Annotated in this window: 12 protein-coding genes; 11 read left to right on the top strand and 1 reads right to left on the bottom strand. The window is 66.5% G+C overall.

Annotated features, from left to right (window positions below; translation table 11 throughout):
* Window positions 1-289: 289 nt before the first annotated feature.
* Window positions 290-961, bottom strand: coding sequence for a response regulator transcription factor (locus tag B4C31_RS01720; protein WP_291531081.1), 672 nt, complete (start codon window positions 959-961; stop codon window positions 290-292).
* A gap of 138 nt (window positions 962-1099) precedes the next feature.
* Between B4C31_RS01720 and B4C31_RS01715 the strand changes: the two genes are divergently transcribed.
* The 11 genes from B4C31_RS01715 (at window position 1100) to B4C31_RS01665 (ending at window position 14911) form a co-directional block, all read left to right on the top strand.
* Complete coding sequence (locus B4C31_RS01715) at window positions 1100-1672, top strand: LemA family protein (RefSeq protein WP_033508291.1); 573 nt, start codon at window positions 1100-1102, stop codon at window positions 1670-1672.
* Window positions 1673-1716: 44 nt separating this feature from the next.
* Window positions 1717-3894, top strand: a complete 2178-nt coding sequence (locus tag B4C31_RS01710; RefSeq protein WP_291531080.1) for a DUF2207 domain-containing protein — start codon at window positions 1717-1719, stop codon at window positions 3892-3894.
* Window positions 3895-3963: 69 nt separating this feature from the next.
* Entirely contained in the window at window positions 3964-4827 is an 864-nt protein-coding gene (locus B4C31_RS01705) for an aldo/keto reductase (protein WP_033505328.1), read from the top strand.
* 94 nt (window positions 4828-4921) lie between these two features.
* Window positions 4922-6304, top strand: a complete 1383-nt coding sequence (locus B4C31_RS01700; RefSeq protein ID WP_291531082.1) for a peptidase U32 family protein — start codon at window positions 4922-4924, stop codon at window positions 6302-6304.
* Window positions 6305-6347: 43 nt separating this feature from the next.
* Window positions 6348-7349, top strand: coding sequence for a polyphenol oxidase family protein (locus B4C31_RS01695; protein WP_291531079.1), 1002 nt, complete (start codon window positions 6348-6350; stop codon window positions 7347-7349).
* A gap of 166 nt (window positions 7350-7515) precedes the next feature.
* The gene (locus B4C31_RS01690; RefSeq protein WP_033505324.1) at window positions 7516-8268 is read left to right on the top strand and encodes an IspD/TarI family cytidylyltransferase; all 753 of its coding nucleotides are present in this window, start codon (window positions 7516-7518) and stop codon (window positions 8266-8268) included.
* A gap of 10 nt (window positions 8269-8278) precedes the next feature.
* Window positions 8279-8950, top strand: coding sequence for a pyroglutamyl-peptidase I (locus B4C31_RS01685; RefSeq protein WP_291531078.1), 672 nt, complete (start codon window positions 8279-8281; stop codon window positions 8948-8950).
* A gap of 141 nt (window positions 8951-9091) precedes the next feature.
* Window positions 9092-10684, top strand: coding sequence for a DivIVA domain-containing protein (locus B4C31_RS01680; RefSeq protein ID WP_291531077.1), 1593 nt, complete (start codon window positions 9092-9094; stop codon window positions 10682-10684).
* Between the two features lie 141 nt (window positions 10685-10825).
* The gene (locus B4C31_RS01675) at window positions 10826-12160 is read left to right on the top strand and encodes a C1 family peptidase (RefSeq protein ID WP_204388547.1); all 1335 of its coding nucleotides are present in this window, start codon (window positions 10826-10828) and stop codon (window positions 12158-12160) included.
* A gap of 385 nt (window positions 12161-12545) precedes the next feature.
* The gene (locus B4C31_RS01670; RefSeq protein WP_291531076.1) at window positions 12546-13679 is read left to right on the top strand and encodes a 3-deoxy-7-phosphoheptulonate synthase; all 1134 of its coding nucleotides are present in this window, start codon (window positions 12546-12548) and stop codon (window positions 13677-13679) included.
* A gap of 41 nt (window positions 13680-13720) precedes the next feature.
* On the top strand, window positions 13721-14911 hold the full coding sequence (locus tag B4C31_RS01665; protein WP_291531075.1) for a 3-deoxy-7-phosphoheptulonate synthase: 1191 nt from the start codon (window positions 13721-13723) through the stop codon (window positions 14909-14911).
* Window positions 14912-14960 lie beyond the last annotated feature (49 nt).

Below are 14960 nucleotides of genomic sequence, written 5' to 3'. Positions count from 1 at the left end.
GGGAGCCCGCTGACCATGAGTCGGCGGGCTCCCTTGCGTATGCGGGTGTTCGATGGGGAACGCCGCCGCTGGTGTGCGGATTTTGTATGCTCTCGGCGTGTTTTCTGCAGAAAACTGCAGATGAGCTTGACTCATGCCGAATGATTGCCGAATCTATAACAAGCTTGGGTAAGGGAAGGCTTGTTGATCGGACGGTCCGCGAGGGGAGTCGCGGACCGGCGTCGAGGATTCACCGCTTCGGTGGCCGGACGGTTTGCGCGGTAACGCTTCAGACGGCATGCCGCAGATGTTATAGGACATGCAGCGCATGGCATTGCGCGATGACCTCATGCCATTCCTTGACGCCGAATTTGCGTTTGATGTTGCGCCGGTGCGAGAAGACCGTGGCGATGGATATGCCCAGTTCGTCGGCGATCTGCCGCGATGTGCGGTGCCCCATGCTGAGCGTGATGATCCGCTGCTCGGCCGAGGTCAGGTGGATGGCGGCGCTATGGGTGGCTTCCGTGGATTCCGACACATCCGGGAATATGCTGTCCTCCGGATAGTGCTTCCCCTCGGCGACGGCGGCGATGGCGTCGGCTAGCGTGGAACGGAGTGTGCTCTTGTCGAGCAGGGCCTGCGCCCCGGCATCGGCCAGCGCCCGTTCATAGATTTCAGGTGTGTATGAGGTGATGCCGATGATGCCCGTGCTCGGTGAGAACCTGCGGACTTCCGCGGCAACCTGCGCTCCGGTCAGACCGTTGAGCGCCATATCGACGATGAGGATATCGGTGTGCTGACCGAATCGACATTCCTGCACTGCCTGTGCGGGTTTGGTATAGGCCCAGACATCGGCGACGTTATTCTCCGATCCTGTGGACTGTTTCAGCATGGCCACGATATATTCCAACGCGCAGGAATCATTGTCCAACACGCCGATGCGTAAACGGCGCGTTCTGCCGGTTGTCGATGATTCGCTCATCGTGTTTCCCTTCCGTTGACTCCGATTGTAATGCACACTGAAGGACGGCGTTGCACGAGTTCGGTATCATCTGCAGCTCGAGGGGGCCATCCCTACCTGTTGAGAGAATGATGGTATCGGCTCGTCGAAAGGAATGCCATGATCGTCGGTATCGTCATCGCAGTCATCGTTGTCCTGCTCGTCCTGTGGGCGGTGGGCTCCTACAACTCCCTGGTGGCGCTGCGCAACCGCGTGGCGAACGGCTGGGCGCAGATCGATGTGCAGCTCAAGCAGCGCGCCGATCTGGTCCCGAACCTGGTGGAGACCGTCAAGGGGTATGCGGCGCATGAATCCGAGGTGTTCACCCAGGTCACTGAGGCCCGTGCCGGCGCGGTGGCCGCGGCCGCTGACCCCAAGGCCGGCGCGGCCGAACGTGCGGCCGCCGAGAACAAGCTCAGCCGTGCCCTGGTGAACCTGCAGGCCACCGCCGAGGCCTACCCGCAGCTGCAGGCGAACCAGAACTTCATGGATCTGCAGAACCAGCTGAGCCAGCTGGAGCAGAAGATCGCCTACGCGCGCCAGTTCTACAACGATGTGGTACTCAAGTTCAACACCGCCATCGAAACGGTGCCGTCCAACATCATCGCCGGACTGTTCCATTTCACCCAGGCCCAGTACTTCGAGGCGGACGAGCAGTCGCGCCAGGTGCCGCAGGTCAGCTTCTCCAAGTGAGTGGCCGGAGCCGGCGGCGTCGTACCGGCTGAAAGGGGATGACAATGTCCGGGAAGCACGCATTCGGTGCCGCCGCGGCCGCGGCGGTGATCACGGCGATTGCGGCCCTGCTCGCCACGTTCATCATCGTGTTCGGCGATGACGATGCCGCCATGAGCTACCGTTCGCTCGATTACGAGGTCACGGTGCAGCCCGACGGCGATCTGGAGATCACCCAGCACGTGGACCTGCGGCTCAACGAGCGTGAGGACGATGACGACAACACGGTGCCGTGGAAGCAGTTGTACCAGCAGTATCGTCTCAACCCCGACAACCTGACCGCCATCACCGGCGTCAGCGTCACCGACGCCTCCACCGGCGAAACCTACGCGCAGACCGACCCGCGCACCCCGTCCGGCATCGGTGACGACGAGTGGAACACGTCGTACGCGCGGCACTGGTACATCGCCGACGTGACCGATGGCGCGGACGACCCGCAACCCTATGCGCCGGGCGACGACATCGGCGAGGAACGCGTGGTGGAGATCGGCTGGAACATCCCCGTCACTGTGGAAGCCGACAGCATGCGCTTCGACGTCACGATGACGTTCGAGGGCGTGACGACCGCGTACGACGACGTTGCCACGTTCCAGTGGGAGCCGTTCGGGCCGTCCAACCAGGTGCCGATCGGCACCGTGACCGGCACGGTCCGGCTGCCCGACGGCGGCGACGAGAGCCTGACCCGCGCCTGGCTGCACTTCTCCGGCACGTCGGAAACCTCGCGCAGCAACAACGTGCTGCAGTTCACCGCATACGACGTGCGCGCCGGCCAGCATCTCGACCTGGTCGCCATGGTCGACGTGAACGCCACCGACGGTATCGTCCGCACTGCATCGGGGCGTGCTGCGGACCGCATCATCGACGACGAGAGCCGGCAGGAGCGCCAATGGCATGAGTTGCAGCAGGCCGCAGCCATCCGTCGGGTGGTGATCTGGGCGGCGCTGGCCGTGGTCGGCGTCGCGCTGATCATCTGGGGCGTGATCGCCTCGATCCGCAGCAACCGTGAGGCCGACTACCGTGGCGGCGTCGAATACTGGCGGGATCCGCCCGAGATCAGCCCCGCTTCGGCGGCGCGGCTGCTGTCTATCGTGCAGCCCGATGCCGCAGGGGACCTGCAGACCCGGCAGATGTCCTCCAGCGTGCTGTCATTGGCGGACAAACACGTGATCGGCGTGCGTCCGGGCCCCGCCGACCTGTACGACGGCGGTGCCGCGGGCGACCGGTCGGCCGCGATCTCCGCCGCGCAACGGTTCCCCGCGTTCTCGCAGACGGGCGGGAAACTCGACGACACCGCCACCATCACGCTCGATCCGGCGGTCGCATCCGGCGGAGTGCCGGCGGTGGATCTCAGCCAGTCCGAGGAGGCGGCGCTGGGCATGCTGCAGGCCGCGTCCAAACGCTGCGGGTCCGCGACGTTCGACCTGGAACAGATGAACGCGGCGTTCGAGGACGATGAGGACGGCTACGAGCTGCAGGAGGCATTCGACACGGCCTGCGCCAACGAGTTCGCGCTGCTGGGCGCCACGCGCGCCGTGGGCGGACAGGCGCTGGTGGCAGGCATCCTCGGCGTTGCCGTGGCGTTGGCCACGTTCCTGTTCAGTGGCGCCGAGCAGCAGCTGGCCGTGGCCCTGGTGCTGGGGTGCCCACTGTTGTTCGGGTCGGCGTTCGTGCTGTGCAGCATGCGCCGCACCGGGTTGACCGAGGAAGGCCGGCGTCTGGCCGGACAGGTGGTTGGTCTGAAACGGTATCTGGAGGATTTCAGCGACTTCTCCGACCGCGGCGTGGCCGATCTGACCCTATGGGACCGCTATCTGGTCTATGCGGCCGCCTTCGGCATCAGCGACACGGTACTGAAGCAGCTGGCCGAGGCCTATCCGGAACTCTGCGACCCGAGTTGGCTGGACTCGTACGCCACGGGGCATGTGGTGTACTGGGCCTACCGGCCCTACTGGTATGCGCACACGTGGAGCGCGGGAGCCGTGGCCCCCGTGGCCGACATCGCCTCGTTCAGCGCCAATGTGGGGAATATCGGCGCCCACCTCGACGCCGGGTTCGCCGATATCGCGAGCACGTTCCAGGCCGCCGCGCCGGGGTCGTCCGGCGTCTCCGGCGGCTCGTTCTCCGGCGGCGGCTTCGGTGGCTCGTCCGGCGGTTCCGGCGGCGGATCGTTCGGGGGCCGATAGCCACGGATTCCACGCCGGCAAGGGTAATCTGGACGAGGACGATCATCTATCGACGAAGGAGCAACCATTATGGTGATGCATCGCAATCTGGGGCCGTTCGACACCACGGCCATCGGTCTGGGCGAGATGCCCCTGACCATCGAGAACAACCTCGGCTGGGCCAAGGGCATCGAGACCATCCACGCCGCGCTGGACGCCGGCTGCCGTCATATCGACACCGCCTGGTCCTACTACTGCTCGGGCGGCGAGGAGCAGACCGGCGAGAAGCTGGTGCGCGAGGCGATGGACAGCTGGAAGGGCCCGAAGGACGAGGTGCTGATCGCCACCAAGGTCGGCCATTACCGCAACTTCACCGACGGCGTGCCCACCTGGGGCAAGGACGGCAAGCCCGAACACCTGATCCGCTACGCCAAGCAGTCCGCGCAGACGCTCGGCGTGGACACCATCGACCTGCTGTACTTCCACCGTCCCGACCCCGAAGTGCCGTACAACGAGTCCTGCGAGGCCATCAAGCAGCTGCTTGACGAGGGCGTGGCCCGCTGGGCGGGCATCTCGAACGCGTCGGTCGAGCAGATCGACATCGCCCGCGATGTCCTCGGCGACAGGCTCGTGGCCGTGCAGAACCAGTATTCCCCGATCTATCTGGACACGCAGGACACGCTCGAACACTGCGCGAAGCTCGGTATCGCCTTCGTGTGCTGGAGTCCGCTCGGCGGCTTCCGCAAGCCGAAGGACGAGAGCAAGTTCGACCCGTTCCGCGAGGTGGCCGCCGCCCACGGCGTCAGCTACCAGCAGGTGGTGCTCGCCTGGGAGCTCGCCAAGGGCGATCACATGTTCGTCATCCCCGGCGCGCACCGGCCCGAGACGATTCTCGACAGCCTCAACGCCGGTGACCTCGAACTGACCGACGAGGAGCTCGCCAAGCTTGGCTGAGCCGGGGAGCCCAACCCGTGGTACGCAACCGTATGGTTTAGGATTGCCTGCGCCATCGCCTACACTGGGATGCGCTATGAACGAAGAACACATGATGCGCACCCGCAACAAGCCTGAAGTATTGGCTCCCGCCGGCAACCTGCGCGGCCTGAAAACCGCCGTGGATTACGGGGCGGACGCCGTGTACTGCGGCGGCAAGGCGTTCGGCATGCGTTCGGCGCCCAGGAACCTGAGCCTGGAGGACTTCGAGGAGGGCTCCAGGTACGCCCATGAGCGCGGCGCGCGCGTCTATGTGACCTGCAACGTGCTGCCGCGGAACGCCGAGGTCGAGGACCTGAAGGAGTACCTGGGCCAGCTCAAGGACACCGGCGTGGACGCGCTGATCGTCACCGACATCGGCGTGATGATGGCCGCCCGCCGCATCGCCCCGAACCTGGAGATCCATATCTCCACGCAGGCCGGCGTGACCAACTATCTGGCCGCCAACGCCCTGTACGAGCTGGGCGCCAAGCGCGTCGTGCTCGCCCGGGAGATGGACCTGCAGGCCGTGCGAGACATCCGCGCGAACATCCCCGAGGACATGGACATCGAATGCTTCGTGCACGGCGCGATGTGCATGGCGTTCTCCGGACGCTGCCTGTTCTCCAATTACCTGACCGGCCGCGACGGCAACCACGGCGAATGCGCCCAGCCCTGCCGCTGGAAGTACTCGATCGTGGAGGAGAAGCGCCCCGGCCGCTACTTCCCGATCGAACAGACCCAGGACGGCGCCTACCTGTTCAACTCGCAGGACATGAACATGCTGGAGCATCTGGACGACCTGATTGACGCGGGCGCCACCAGCCTGAAGATCGAGGGCCGTTCCAAGAGTGCCTACTACATCGCCGCCATGACGAACGCCTACAAGAGCGCCGTCAACGAATACATGGTCCAGCGCGGCTTCGAGGACGAGGACGGCACGTCCCTCGCCCCGTTCCATGACCGCGTGCACCGCACGGCGCCGGGGGAGAGCCCCTGCGTCGGCGAGGCGGCCATCGAGACGGACACCCCGGCCCCCGCCCCGGTCAGCCTGCCGCAATGGCTGCGCGAGGAACCCTATAAGGTCGCCCATCGCGATTACAGCACCGGCTTCTACTACCCGGAGCATCCGGTCACCCAGAACACCGATCGCAGCCACTACTTCCGCGAATGGCTCGTGGTCGGCGAGACGCTCGGCTGGTCCCCGGAGGAGGGCGGCCGCCTGACCATCATGAGCCGCAACAAGATCGAAGCCGGCCAGCTGGTGGAATTCGTACTGCCCGGCCGCGCCCCCTACGCCTACACGGTGCCCGGCGACGGCTTCCGCGACGAGCACGGCATGTGGGTGCGTGAGATCAACAACCCCGCGCACGTGTTCTCGATGCCCTGCCCCGAACCGATCCCCGTGAACGCCGCGATGCGTTCGCGCACCAAACAGGCCACGATGAAGGCCGAGTAGGTTCCCCGGAACAGACCCAAGCAACGTATCAAGGAGCACACCGATGAGCACGGTCGACACCACCGACGGCATCCTGGACAGCAACGCCATCAGCCCCACCGACAAGAACGGCCGCCCGATCCCAGTGACCATCCCCGTCATGCTGGCCCCCGGCGTCAGGGTGGTGTACACCACGCGCCTGGGCGGCGTGAGCCAGGGCGACGCGGCCGGGCTCAACCTCGGCGGCAAGAACGGCGACGATCCGAAGCATGTGGCCGCCAACCGCGCCGCGCTCGCCGACGAGATCGACGCGCGGCTGTCCCTGGTCAGCCAGATCCACTCCGGCACCGCCATCGACGTGGATGACACGTATGTGCCGAACCGCGATTACGGGTTCGATGCCACCGGCGGCGCACTGCCCGACGGCGACGAGCCGGAGGCGACGGTGATCGAGGCCGACGCCCAGGTCACGACCCGGCGCGGCGTCGCCCTCGGCGTCTTCGCCGCCGACTGCCTGCCGGTGCTGCTGGCCGACGCCGAAGCCGGCGTGATCGGCGTGGCCCATTGCGGTCGCCGCGGCCTGCAGCAGGGCGTGATCGGCGAAACCGTACGGATGATGACCGGCAAGGGCGCCAGCGTCGAGCGCATGGTGGCCACGCTCGGACCGTGCATCTGCGGCGACTGCTATGAGGTCGGCGAGTCGATCGCCGCCGAATTCGACGCGCGGTTCCCTGGCACGGCCACCACCACACGTTTCGGCGGCCCCGGCATCGACATCGCCGCCGCCGCGCTGCAGGAGCTCGCCGCCGCGGGAATCACGGACGATCGCATCGTGGAATCCCGCCCGCGCGTGGCCGCCGCCACCCAGTACCTGTCCGAGGACGATGAGTTGGCGGCGCTGTGCCGCACGGACGGCGAGGGCGAACCCGAGCTGGCCGCCCGCATCGACGGCGTGCGCCATAGCCTGTGCACGCTGGAGAACCCGCTGTGGTACTCGCATCGTCGCGCCGCGTTGGCGGACAAGAGTGGCGAGGGCCGTATGCTGGCGCTTATCGTGCGCGAATAGCACGAATAGCGCAAGTGGCGCAGGGCGACCGCATGCCGACGCATGTTGAGGTCGGTCGCTCTGTGAACGGGACGCGGTTCCGCCGTGCGGTCGGGCCGCATGGATTTGGTGCAGAAGCTGTCCGGCGATGTGACAGGGCGGCGGACAAGGCCTTACGGTGGTGGATATGAGTCAGAGAGAGCAGAGTGCGGTGCCCGTGGTGGCTGTGGTGCTGGCGGCCGGATTCGGCACGCGGTTCGACCCGAACAACCCCAAGCAGCTGGTGTCGGTCGGCGGCAAGCCGATCGTGTGCTGGAGCATCGAGGCGTTCGAGGCCAACCCGCGGGTCACCGACACCGTGGTGGTGGTCAATCCGCAGGTGCGCCACGCCGTGGAACGGCTGGTGGATCAGGCCGGCTATCCGAAGGTGCGGATGATCCTCAACGGCGGCGCCGAGCGTGTGGACAGCACTGCGGCCGCGCTGGATGCGCTCGCCGCGGCGGGCATCCCCGGCGACGCGAAGATCCTGATCCATGACGCGGTGCGTCCGTTCGTCGCCCAATCCTCGATCGACGGGTGCGTGGATGCGCTCGACCGGTTCACGGCGGCCACCGTGGCGTTCGCCTCCACCGACACGGTGCTGCTCACCCGCGACCTGGGCGACGTCAAGGTCGTCCAGTCGGTGCCGGACCGTCCCCAGACCTTCCGCGCCCAGACCCCGCAGGCCTTCCGGTTCTCCACCATCCGACGCGCCTACGCACTGGCCGCGCACGATCCCGACTTCCACCCGACCGACGACACCCGCGTCGTCGTCGACTACCTGCCGGACGAGCCGGTCGCCATCGTGGCCGGCAGCGAAACCAACCTGAAGGTCACCACGCTCGCCGACATGCCCACGGCCGAGCGCATCGCCGCCGATATTCTCACCCAACGCCGGTAGACTGGACGCTATGCAGCAGTTCAGCGTGGTGATCTCCGGCTTCGACCGGTACGACGGCATCGATGTCAACCCGTCATTCGAGGTGCCCCGGGCGCTGGCCGAACAGGGGCTCGGGATCTCCACCGACATCGACGACCCGCTGTCCGACGTGTCGGTGACCATCCACACGGTCAGTCTGCCGATCAGCTTCACCGACTCATGGCCGGAGCTCAAACGGATGCTCGACGCGGTCCGGCCGGACATCGTCATCGCCACCGGCCTCAAGCGTTCCGCGCGCGGCATCGCGCTGGAACGGTGCGCCACGAACCTCATGGACGCCGCCAACCCCGAGGACGCCGCGCCGCGCCGCACGCCGATCGACCCCGAAGGCCCGGCCGCCTACTGGACGCGGCTGCCGCTACGCTCGATCCTGCGGGATTTCACCACCGAGGACATCCCCGCCACACTGAGCTCGGACGCGGGCACCTACGTGTGCAACTCGCTGTTCTACCGGCTGATGCACTGGAACGCGTCGCAGGAGCGCGTGCTCTCCGGATTCGTCAGCTTCCCCAAGGTCGTCGAATCCGCCCACTCGCCGCAGGGCCTGCCGCTGGACCGGCAAATCGCCGCCTGCCGTGCCGTGGTGCGGGAGGCGATCCGGTATCACCTGCGTCCGTCATCCGAGGAGATCCTGCTGGACTGACCGGGGGACGCGCCCGAAGGTTTTCTTGAGCGCCCTGTGAGAATGTGGACGATGCCGGGGCGCGCGCCCGCGCCGTCGGCTAGAGTACACAGCGGAACCCGTTCGAAGGGTGGGACGGGATGGTGCCGAAAGGAAACGGTGATGGCGGAACGATTCCCGATCGTGTTACGCGGATATGACAAGGACAGCGTCGACGAGGCATTGCGGTCGACCCAGCAGACCATCGTCCGGCTGCGTCAGCAGGTCGAGGCGAGCGACAAGACGATTCTGCAGTTGCAGGCCAAGTTGCAGGAAGAGCGCAGCAAGGCCGCCGGGCAGGGGACGAGCTACGCCTCGCTGGGCGCCAACGCGCAGCAGATGCTCGCCTCGGCGGAACGCACCAGCACCGACCTGCTGGAACGCGCCAAGCGTGAGGCCGCGGCCACCAAGGCCGCCGCGCAGGAGCAGGCGGAGACCTTGGTCAACAACGCCAAGCTCGACGCCAAGCGTGTGCTGGGCGAGGCCAACGCCAAGGCCGATACGCTGCTGACCAACGCGCGGCATGAGGCGGAGAGCCTGACGGCTTCGGCCCAGGAGGACGCCGCCCAGCTGCGCGCCGAAACGGCGAAGGCCGTGGGCGAGCAGCGCCAGGCGATTGACATGGAACTGACGAACTCCCGCGAGGAGCACCTCAAGCGTCTGGCTTCGGAACGCGCCACGCAGGAACGCGAGATCGCCGACCTGCGCACCGAGGCCACCCAGCAGATCGCCGACCTGCGCAAGACGGCCAATGAGGAGATCTCGCGGCTGAAGAGCGAGAACAACGACCAGATCGAGGCGGCGCTCGCCGATGCGAACAAGAAGCTGGCCGACGTGCGCGAGCAGGTGTCCAAGCTGATCTCGGACGCGCAGCGCCAGGCCGCGGAGATCGTGGACGCGGCCAAGGCCAAGGCGCAGGAGATCACGGACGAGGCCGAGGTGCACCGCACCCAGACCATGAGCCAGGTCACCGCCGAGGTGGAGCAGATCCGCGCCGACATCGCCAACCAGCAGGAGGAGGCCACCACCAAGGTCAACGAGCTGCTGGCCCACCTTGAGGAGCGCCGCGAGCAGACCAAGCGGGAAACCGATGAGCTGATCGACCAGGCGCGGTCCGTGCGCGATCAGGCCGATGCGTATGCGGCCTCCCGCCGTGAGGAGGCCGATGGGCAGGCCACCGAGATCCTGCGCAAGGCGAACGAGGAGGCCGACGGGCAGGTCGAGGAGCGCCGCCGCGCCGCACAGGCCGAACTGGACGGCATGCAGGCGCGCATCGTCGAGATGCAGGCGCAGGAGTCCACCATCGCTCAGCGGGTCAGCGAGCTGCGTGCGCTGTTCTCCAACGCGTTCAGCGGCTTCGACGGCAAGGCCGAAGCGCCGGATGTGCCGGTGGTCAACACCGTCGTCGACCTTCCCGCACGCGGTGAGGCGGCGCCCGACGCCATCGGCGAGGATTCGCATCCCGGCGACCCGGATTCCGACACGTCGGTTCTGGATGCCGTCGCCGGCGGACCGGATGATACCGTCGCCATCGTGTCGGTTTCCTCGGTCTCTTCGAACTCCGATGCACCCGAACCGGACGACGGCACCGTGGTGATGCCGGCCGTGCGGAACGAGGAACGCTCCGGGGATGCGGACGAGGACGATATGCCGACCGTGGGCATTCCGGTGGGTGATGGCGGAACGGACTCGGAGGATCAGCCCTCCGGGGAATGACCCCCACCGTTTTCGACCAGTGAGGATAGACTCGTAACGACTGTTGCTTCGCGGCGCCACGCTTCCTGGAAGCGGGTGCCGCGAAATCATGCTCCGGCCGGCCTGCCGCGCACGGAGCCTCGGATTGAAGAAAGGAACGATATGGCTGAACTCACGCCGCTGAGCGCCGAGACCCTCGGCACGCTGTGCGCCGATTTCGAATCCAATGCCGCGAACCGACTGGCGATGAACGCCGTTACCGCCGCGGGCATCGACAAGGTGGCCCGCAACTATGACCGCGCCCGTCTGCTGCAGCGCCGATTCTCCGTGACCGTGGACAACGGCACGGTGACCCATCAGGATCGTTCCGGCCGCTGCTGGCTGTTCAGCTCCCTGAACGTGGCCCGTTTCGTTGCCAAGAAGAACATGGGCCTCAAGGAGTTCGAGTTCTCGCAGAACTACGCGATGTACTTCGACAAGCTTGAGCGCATCAACTACTTCCTCAAGGACATGGCCGCGCTGGTCGAGGCCGGCGAACCCGCCGACTCCCGTCTGGTGCAGCACCTGCTCGCCGACGTGATGGGCGACGGCGGCCAGTGGACGATGGCCATGAACGTCTACAAGAAGTATGGCGCCGTGCCCAAGGACCTGTTCCCGGAGACCGAGTCCTCCAAGAACACCGGTCCGATGAACACCCAGCTGCGCTCGATGCTGCACACCGAGGTGGCGCGCATGTTCGCCGATCCCTCGAAGATCGACGAGATCGTGGCTGAGGGCGTGGCCGCCGGCCACCGCATCCTGACGATCCACCTGGGCGAACCGCCGAAGAGCTTCGACTGGGAGTGGACCGACGAGAAGGGCGAGTTCCACCGCGACGGCGAGATCACGCCGGTCGAATTCTGGAACAAGTACGTGGACGCCGGCCTGGAGGACTACGTGTGCCTGGTCGACGACCCGCGCGCCGAGCATCCCAAGGGCAAGAAGATCGCCATCGAGCACCTGGGCAATGTGGCGGGCGGCGACCCGACCGAGTACCTCAACGTGCCGAACCAGTTCATGAAGGACTGCGTGCGCCGCATCCTGTCCGAGCAGGGCATCCCGGTGTGGTTCGGCGCCGACTGCCATCCGATGATGGACCGTGAATCCGGCGCCTGGGCTGCCGACCTGTTCGAGTACGGCCGCGTCTATGGCTTCGACTTCGACCTGGACAAGGAACAGCGCGTGCGCTTCGGCGATTCCGCGATGAACCACGCGATGGCCTTCGTCGGCGTGGACGTGGACGAGGACGGCACCACCACCCGCCGCTGGCGCGTGGAGAACTCCTGGGGCGACAAGATCGCTGACAAGGGCTACTTCACGATGAGCGACGACTGGTTCACCGAGTTCGTGTACGAGGTGGCCGTGCCCAAGAGCATGCTGCCCGAGGAGTACCAGAAGGCCCTCGAGGAGCCCGCCATCTCCCTGCCCGCTTGGGACCCGATGGGCGCACTCGCATAAGGAAGAGCCCGGTGGGCTCTTCTGCGAGTGCGCCTGAGCCGCGGCAGCGGCGAAGGTCGGATTGAGCCCGGCCGTAGGCCGGTCCGTAATTGCAGGGGCCGGAGGCCGCTCGCATAAGGAAGAGCCCGGTGGGCTCTTCTGCGAGTGCGCCTGAGCCGCGGCAGCGGCGAAGGTCGGATTGAGCCCGGCCGTAGGCCGGTCCGTAATTGCAGGGGCCGGAGGCCGCTGGCGTGAAACGCCAGTGCGCCTAAGTCACATTGACCCGCCGGTTGCATCCCACGATGCAGTCGGCGGGTTTTCATATGCCGGTCCTATCTATTATGGTGGGATGTTCAGTACGACCGTGGGCGGTGCGCCGCATCGCCATGATGAAGAGAGGTGAAGGATGGCGGGTCTGCGCGGTCCGGACAGTTCCGAGGACGAGCATCGTTTGGATGAGCGCGCCGTCTTTCCCGAGACGGTCGATGTCAATATCCGCCAGCTGGACCCGATTCCCGCGCCGCGCGCGTTCCTGCGTGAATTGCCCCTGACCGAGGAGATGAGCGACCTGGTGCTGCGCTCCCGGCAGGAGATCCGCGATGTGCTGCATGGCCGTGATGACCGTCTGCTGGTCATCGTGGGCCCCTGCTCGATCCACGACCCGAAAGCCGCCCATGAGTATGCCGAGCGGCTTGCCGTCGTGAACCGAGAGCTCAACGACCGCCTGGTCATCGTCATGCGCACGTATTTCGAGAAGCCGCGCACCACCATCGGCTGGAAGGGACTGATCAACGATCCGGATCTGGATGGACGGTTCAACATCCGCAAGGGCATGTGGCTGGCGCGCAAGGTGCTCACCGACGTGCTGTCGATGGGCCTACCCACCGCCATCGAGTGGCTGGATCCGATCACCCCGCAGTACCTGTGCGATTTGATCTGCTGGGGCGCGATCGGCGCGCGGAACACCGAAAGCCAGGTCCACCGCGAACTGGCCAGCGGCCTGTCGATGCCGATCGGCTTCAAGAACTCCACCGACGGATCCATCAAGGCCGCGGCCGATTCCTGCTATACGTCGGCGTTCGAACACCACTTCCTGTCCATCAACCTGGACGGTCGCGTCATCTCCGCCGAAACCAAGGGCAATCCGGACTGCCATCTGGTATTGCGCGGTTCCTCCCACGGCCCGAACTATGATCGGGAGTCAGTCGCCGCGGCCTTGGAGGCGCTGAAGACGTCCAAGGCGTCCGGACCGAGCGAGCACGGTCTGGTCATCGACGCCGCGCACGGCAACTGCGGCAAGGACGAGAACCGTGAGGCCGAGGTGATCGAGGAGATCGCCGCGCGCATCGCCGCCGGCGAGCAGGGCGTCCTCGGCGTCATGATGGAGAGCTTCCTGAAGGGCGGCCACCAGAAGCCCGCCCCGCTGGATCAGTTGGTCTACGGGCAGTCGATCACCGATGCCTGCGTGCCGTGGGAACGCACCGAGCAGCTGCTGCACACCCTGGCCGATGCCGTCACCGCCCGCCGCTCCGCGCACTGACTGCTATCCTTGTGCGCAGACACAAGGAGGAACGTGGAGCCATGCAGCCGGAACCGCAGCCGTTGAACAGTCCCGAGGACGTTGAGGCGATTCGCAGGGTCATCCGCCAGGGCGGCAACCCGCTGGTCGATACCGACGTACCTCGCTGGGAGGATCAGGTCGGCGTCAGCCGCATCGTCAACCGCCGCGTCGTGGAGATCGAGCCGTTGCCGACGCCGGCGCAGGTGCTTGCCGACATGCCGCTGTCCGAAACGGCGCAGCGCGTGGTGGTCGAATCGCGTGACGCGATCCGCAACGTGTTGCATGGCCGCGATGACCGTCTGCTGGTGATCGTCGGCCCATGCTCGGTCCATGACCCGCGGGCCGCGCTCGATTATGCGCGCCGGCTGTCCGCGCTGAACGACGACCTCGGGGACGAGCTGCTGATCGTCATGCGCGTGTATTTCGAGAAGCCGCGCACCACGGTTGGCTGGAAGGGGCTGATCAACGATCCGGATATCGACGGCAGCCACAACATCCGCAAGGGGTTGCTGTTGGCCCGCCGCGTGCTGCTGGGCGTGCTGGATGAGGGCGTGCCCGCGGCCACCGAGTTCCTGGAGCCCACGAGCCCGCAGTACATCGCGGATGCCGTCAGCTGGGGCGCAATCGGCGCGCGGAACACCGAAAGCCAGATCCACCGTCAGCTGGCCAGCGGCCTGTCGATGCCGATCGGCTTCAAGAACGCCACCGATGGTTCGGTCAAGGCCGCGATCAACGGGTGCTACGCCGCCTCGCAGCAGCACGGGTTCTTCGGCGTGGACCACCTGGGCCGCGCCTGCGTGGTCGAGACGCTGGGCAATCCGGACTGCCATGTGGTCCTGCGTGGGTCGAGCCATGGCCCGAACTACGACGCCGATTCGATCGCGACGGCGATGGCCGAGGCCCGTGCCGAGATGCCTGAGGGGTCGGCCGCCGTCTGCGGATTGGTCGTGGACTGTTCGCACGGCAATTCCGGCAAGGACGAGGTGCGGCAGGCTGAGGTCGTGCGTGAGCTGGCCGCCCGCATCGCGGCGGGGGAGCCGGGCATCGCCGGCCTGATGATGGAGAGCTTCATCGAGGGCGGCAATCAGCCGGCCGGTCGGTTGGACACACTGGTCTACGGCCGGTCGATCACCGATCGCTGCATCTCCTGGCCCGACACCAAAGCCCTGCTGCGCGACTTGGCCCGCGCGGTCGCGGCCCGTCGGTCCTGAGTGGGCCGGACACATCGAGGCCTGCGGGCTGCACCGGTGGGAATGACCG

Source organism: Bifidobacterium sp. UBA4282 (assembly GCF_002394995.1).
Classification (GTDB): Bacteria; Actinomycetota; Actinomycetes; order Actinomycetales; family Bifidobacteriaceae; genus Bifidobacterium; species Bifidobacterium pullorum_B.
The sequence above is the reverse complement of the archived record's forward strand: the minus strand, read 5'-3'. Positions and strand labels throughout refer to the sequence as shown.

What these genes read in the sequence shown, in the direction of transcription:
- B4C31_RS01690 (WP_033505324.1), top strand. Translation starts at nt 7,516, where the DNA reads ATGAGTCAGAGAGAGCAGAGTGCGGTGCCCGTGGTGGCTGTGGTGCTG.
- B4C31_RS01720 (WP_291531081.1), bottom strand. Translation starts at nt 961, where the DNA reads ATGAGCGAATCATCGACAACCGGCAGAACGCGCCGTTTACGCATCGGC.
- B4C31_RS01675 (WP_204388547.1), top strand. Translation starts at nt 10,826, where the DNA reads ATGGCTGAACTCACGCCGCTGAGCGCCGAGACCCTCGGCACGCTGTGC.
- B4C31_RS01695 (WP_291531079.1), top strand. Translation starts at nt 6,348, where the DNA reads ATGAGCACGGTCGACACCACCGACGGCATCCTGGACAGCAACGCCATC.
- B4C31_RS01710 (WP_291531080.1), top strand. Translation starts at nt 1,717, where the DNA reads ATGTCCGGGAAGCACGCATTCGGTGCCGCCGCGGCCGCGGCGGTGATC.
- B4C31_RS01685 (WP_291531078.1), top strand. Translation starts at nt 8,279, where the DNA reads ATGCAGCAGTTCAGCGTGGTGATCTCCGGCTTCGACCGGTACGACGGC.
- B4C31_RS01670 (WP_291531076.1), top strand. Translation starts at nt 12,546, where the DNA reads ATGGCGGGTCTGCGCGGTCCGGACAGTTCCGAGGACGAGCATCGTTTG.
- B4C31_RS01715 (WP_033508291.1), top strand. Translation starts at nt 1,100, where the DNA reads ATGATCGTCGGTATCGTCATCGCAGTCATCGTTGTCCTGCTCGTCCTG.
- B4C31_RS01680 (WP_291531077.1), top strand. Translation starts at nt 9,092, where the DNA reads ATGGCGGAACGATTCCCGATCGTGTTACGCGGATATGACAAGGACAGC.
- B4C31_RS01665 (WP_291531075.1), top strand. Translation starts at nt 13,721, where the DNA reads ATGCAGCCGGAACCGCAGCCGTTGAACAGTCCCGAGGACGTTGAGGCG.
- B4C31_RS01705 (WP_033505328.1), top strand. Translation starts at nt 3,964, where the DNA reads ATGGTGATGCATCGCAATCTGGGGCCGTTCGACACCACGGCCATCGGT.
- B4C31_RS01700 (WP_291531082.1), top strand. Translation starts at nt 4,922, where the DNA reads ATGCGCACCCGCAACAAGCCTGAAGTATTGGCTCCCGCCGGCAACCTG.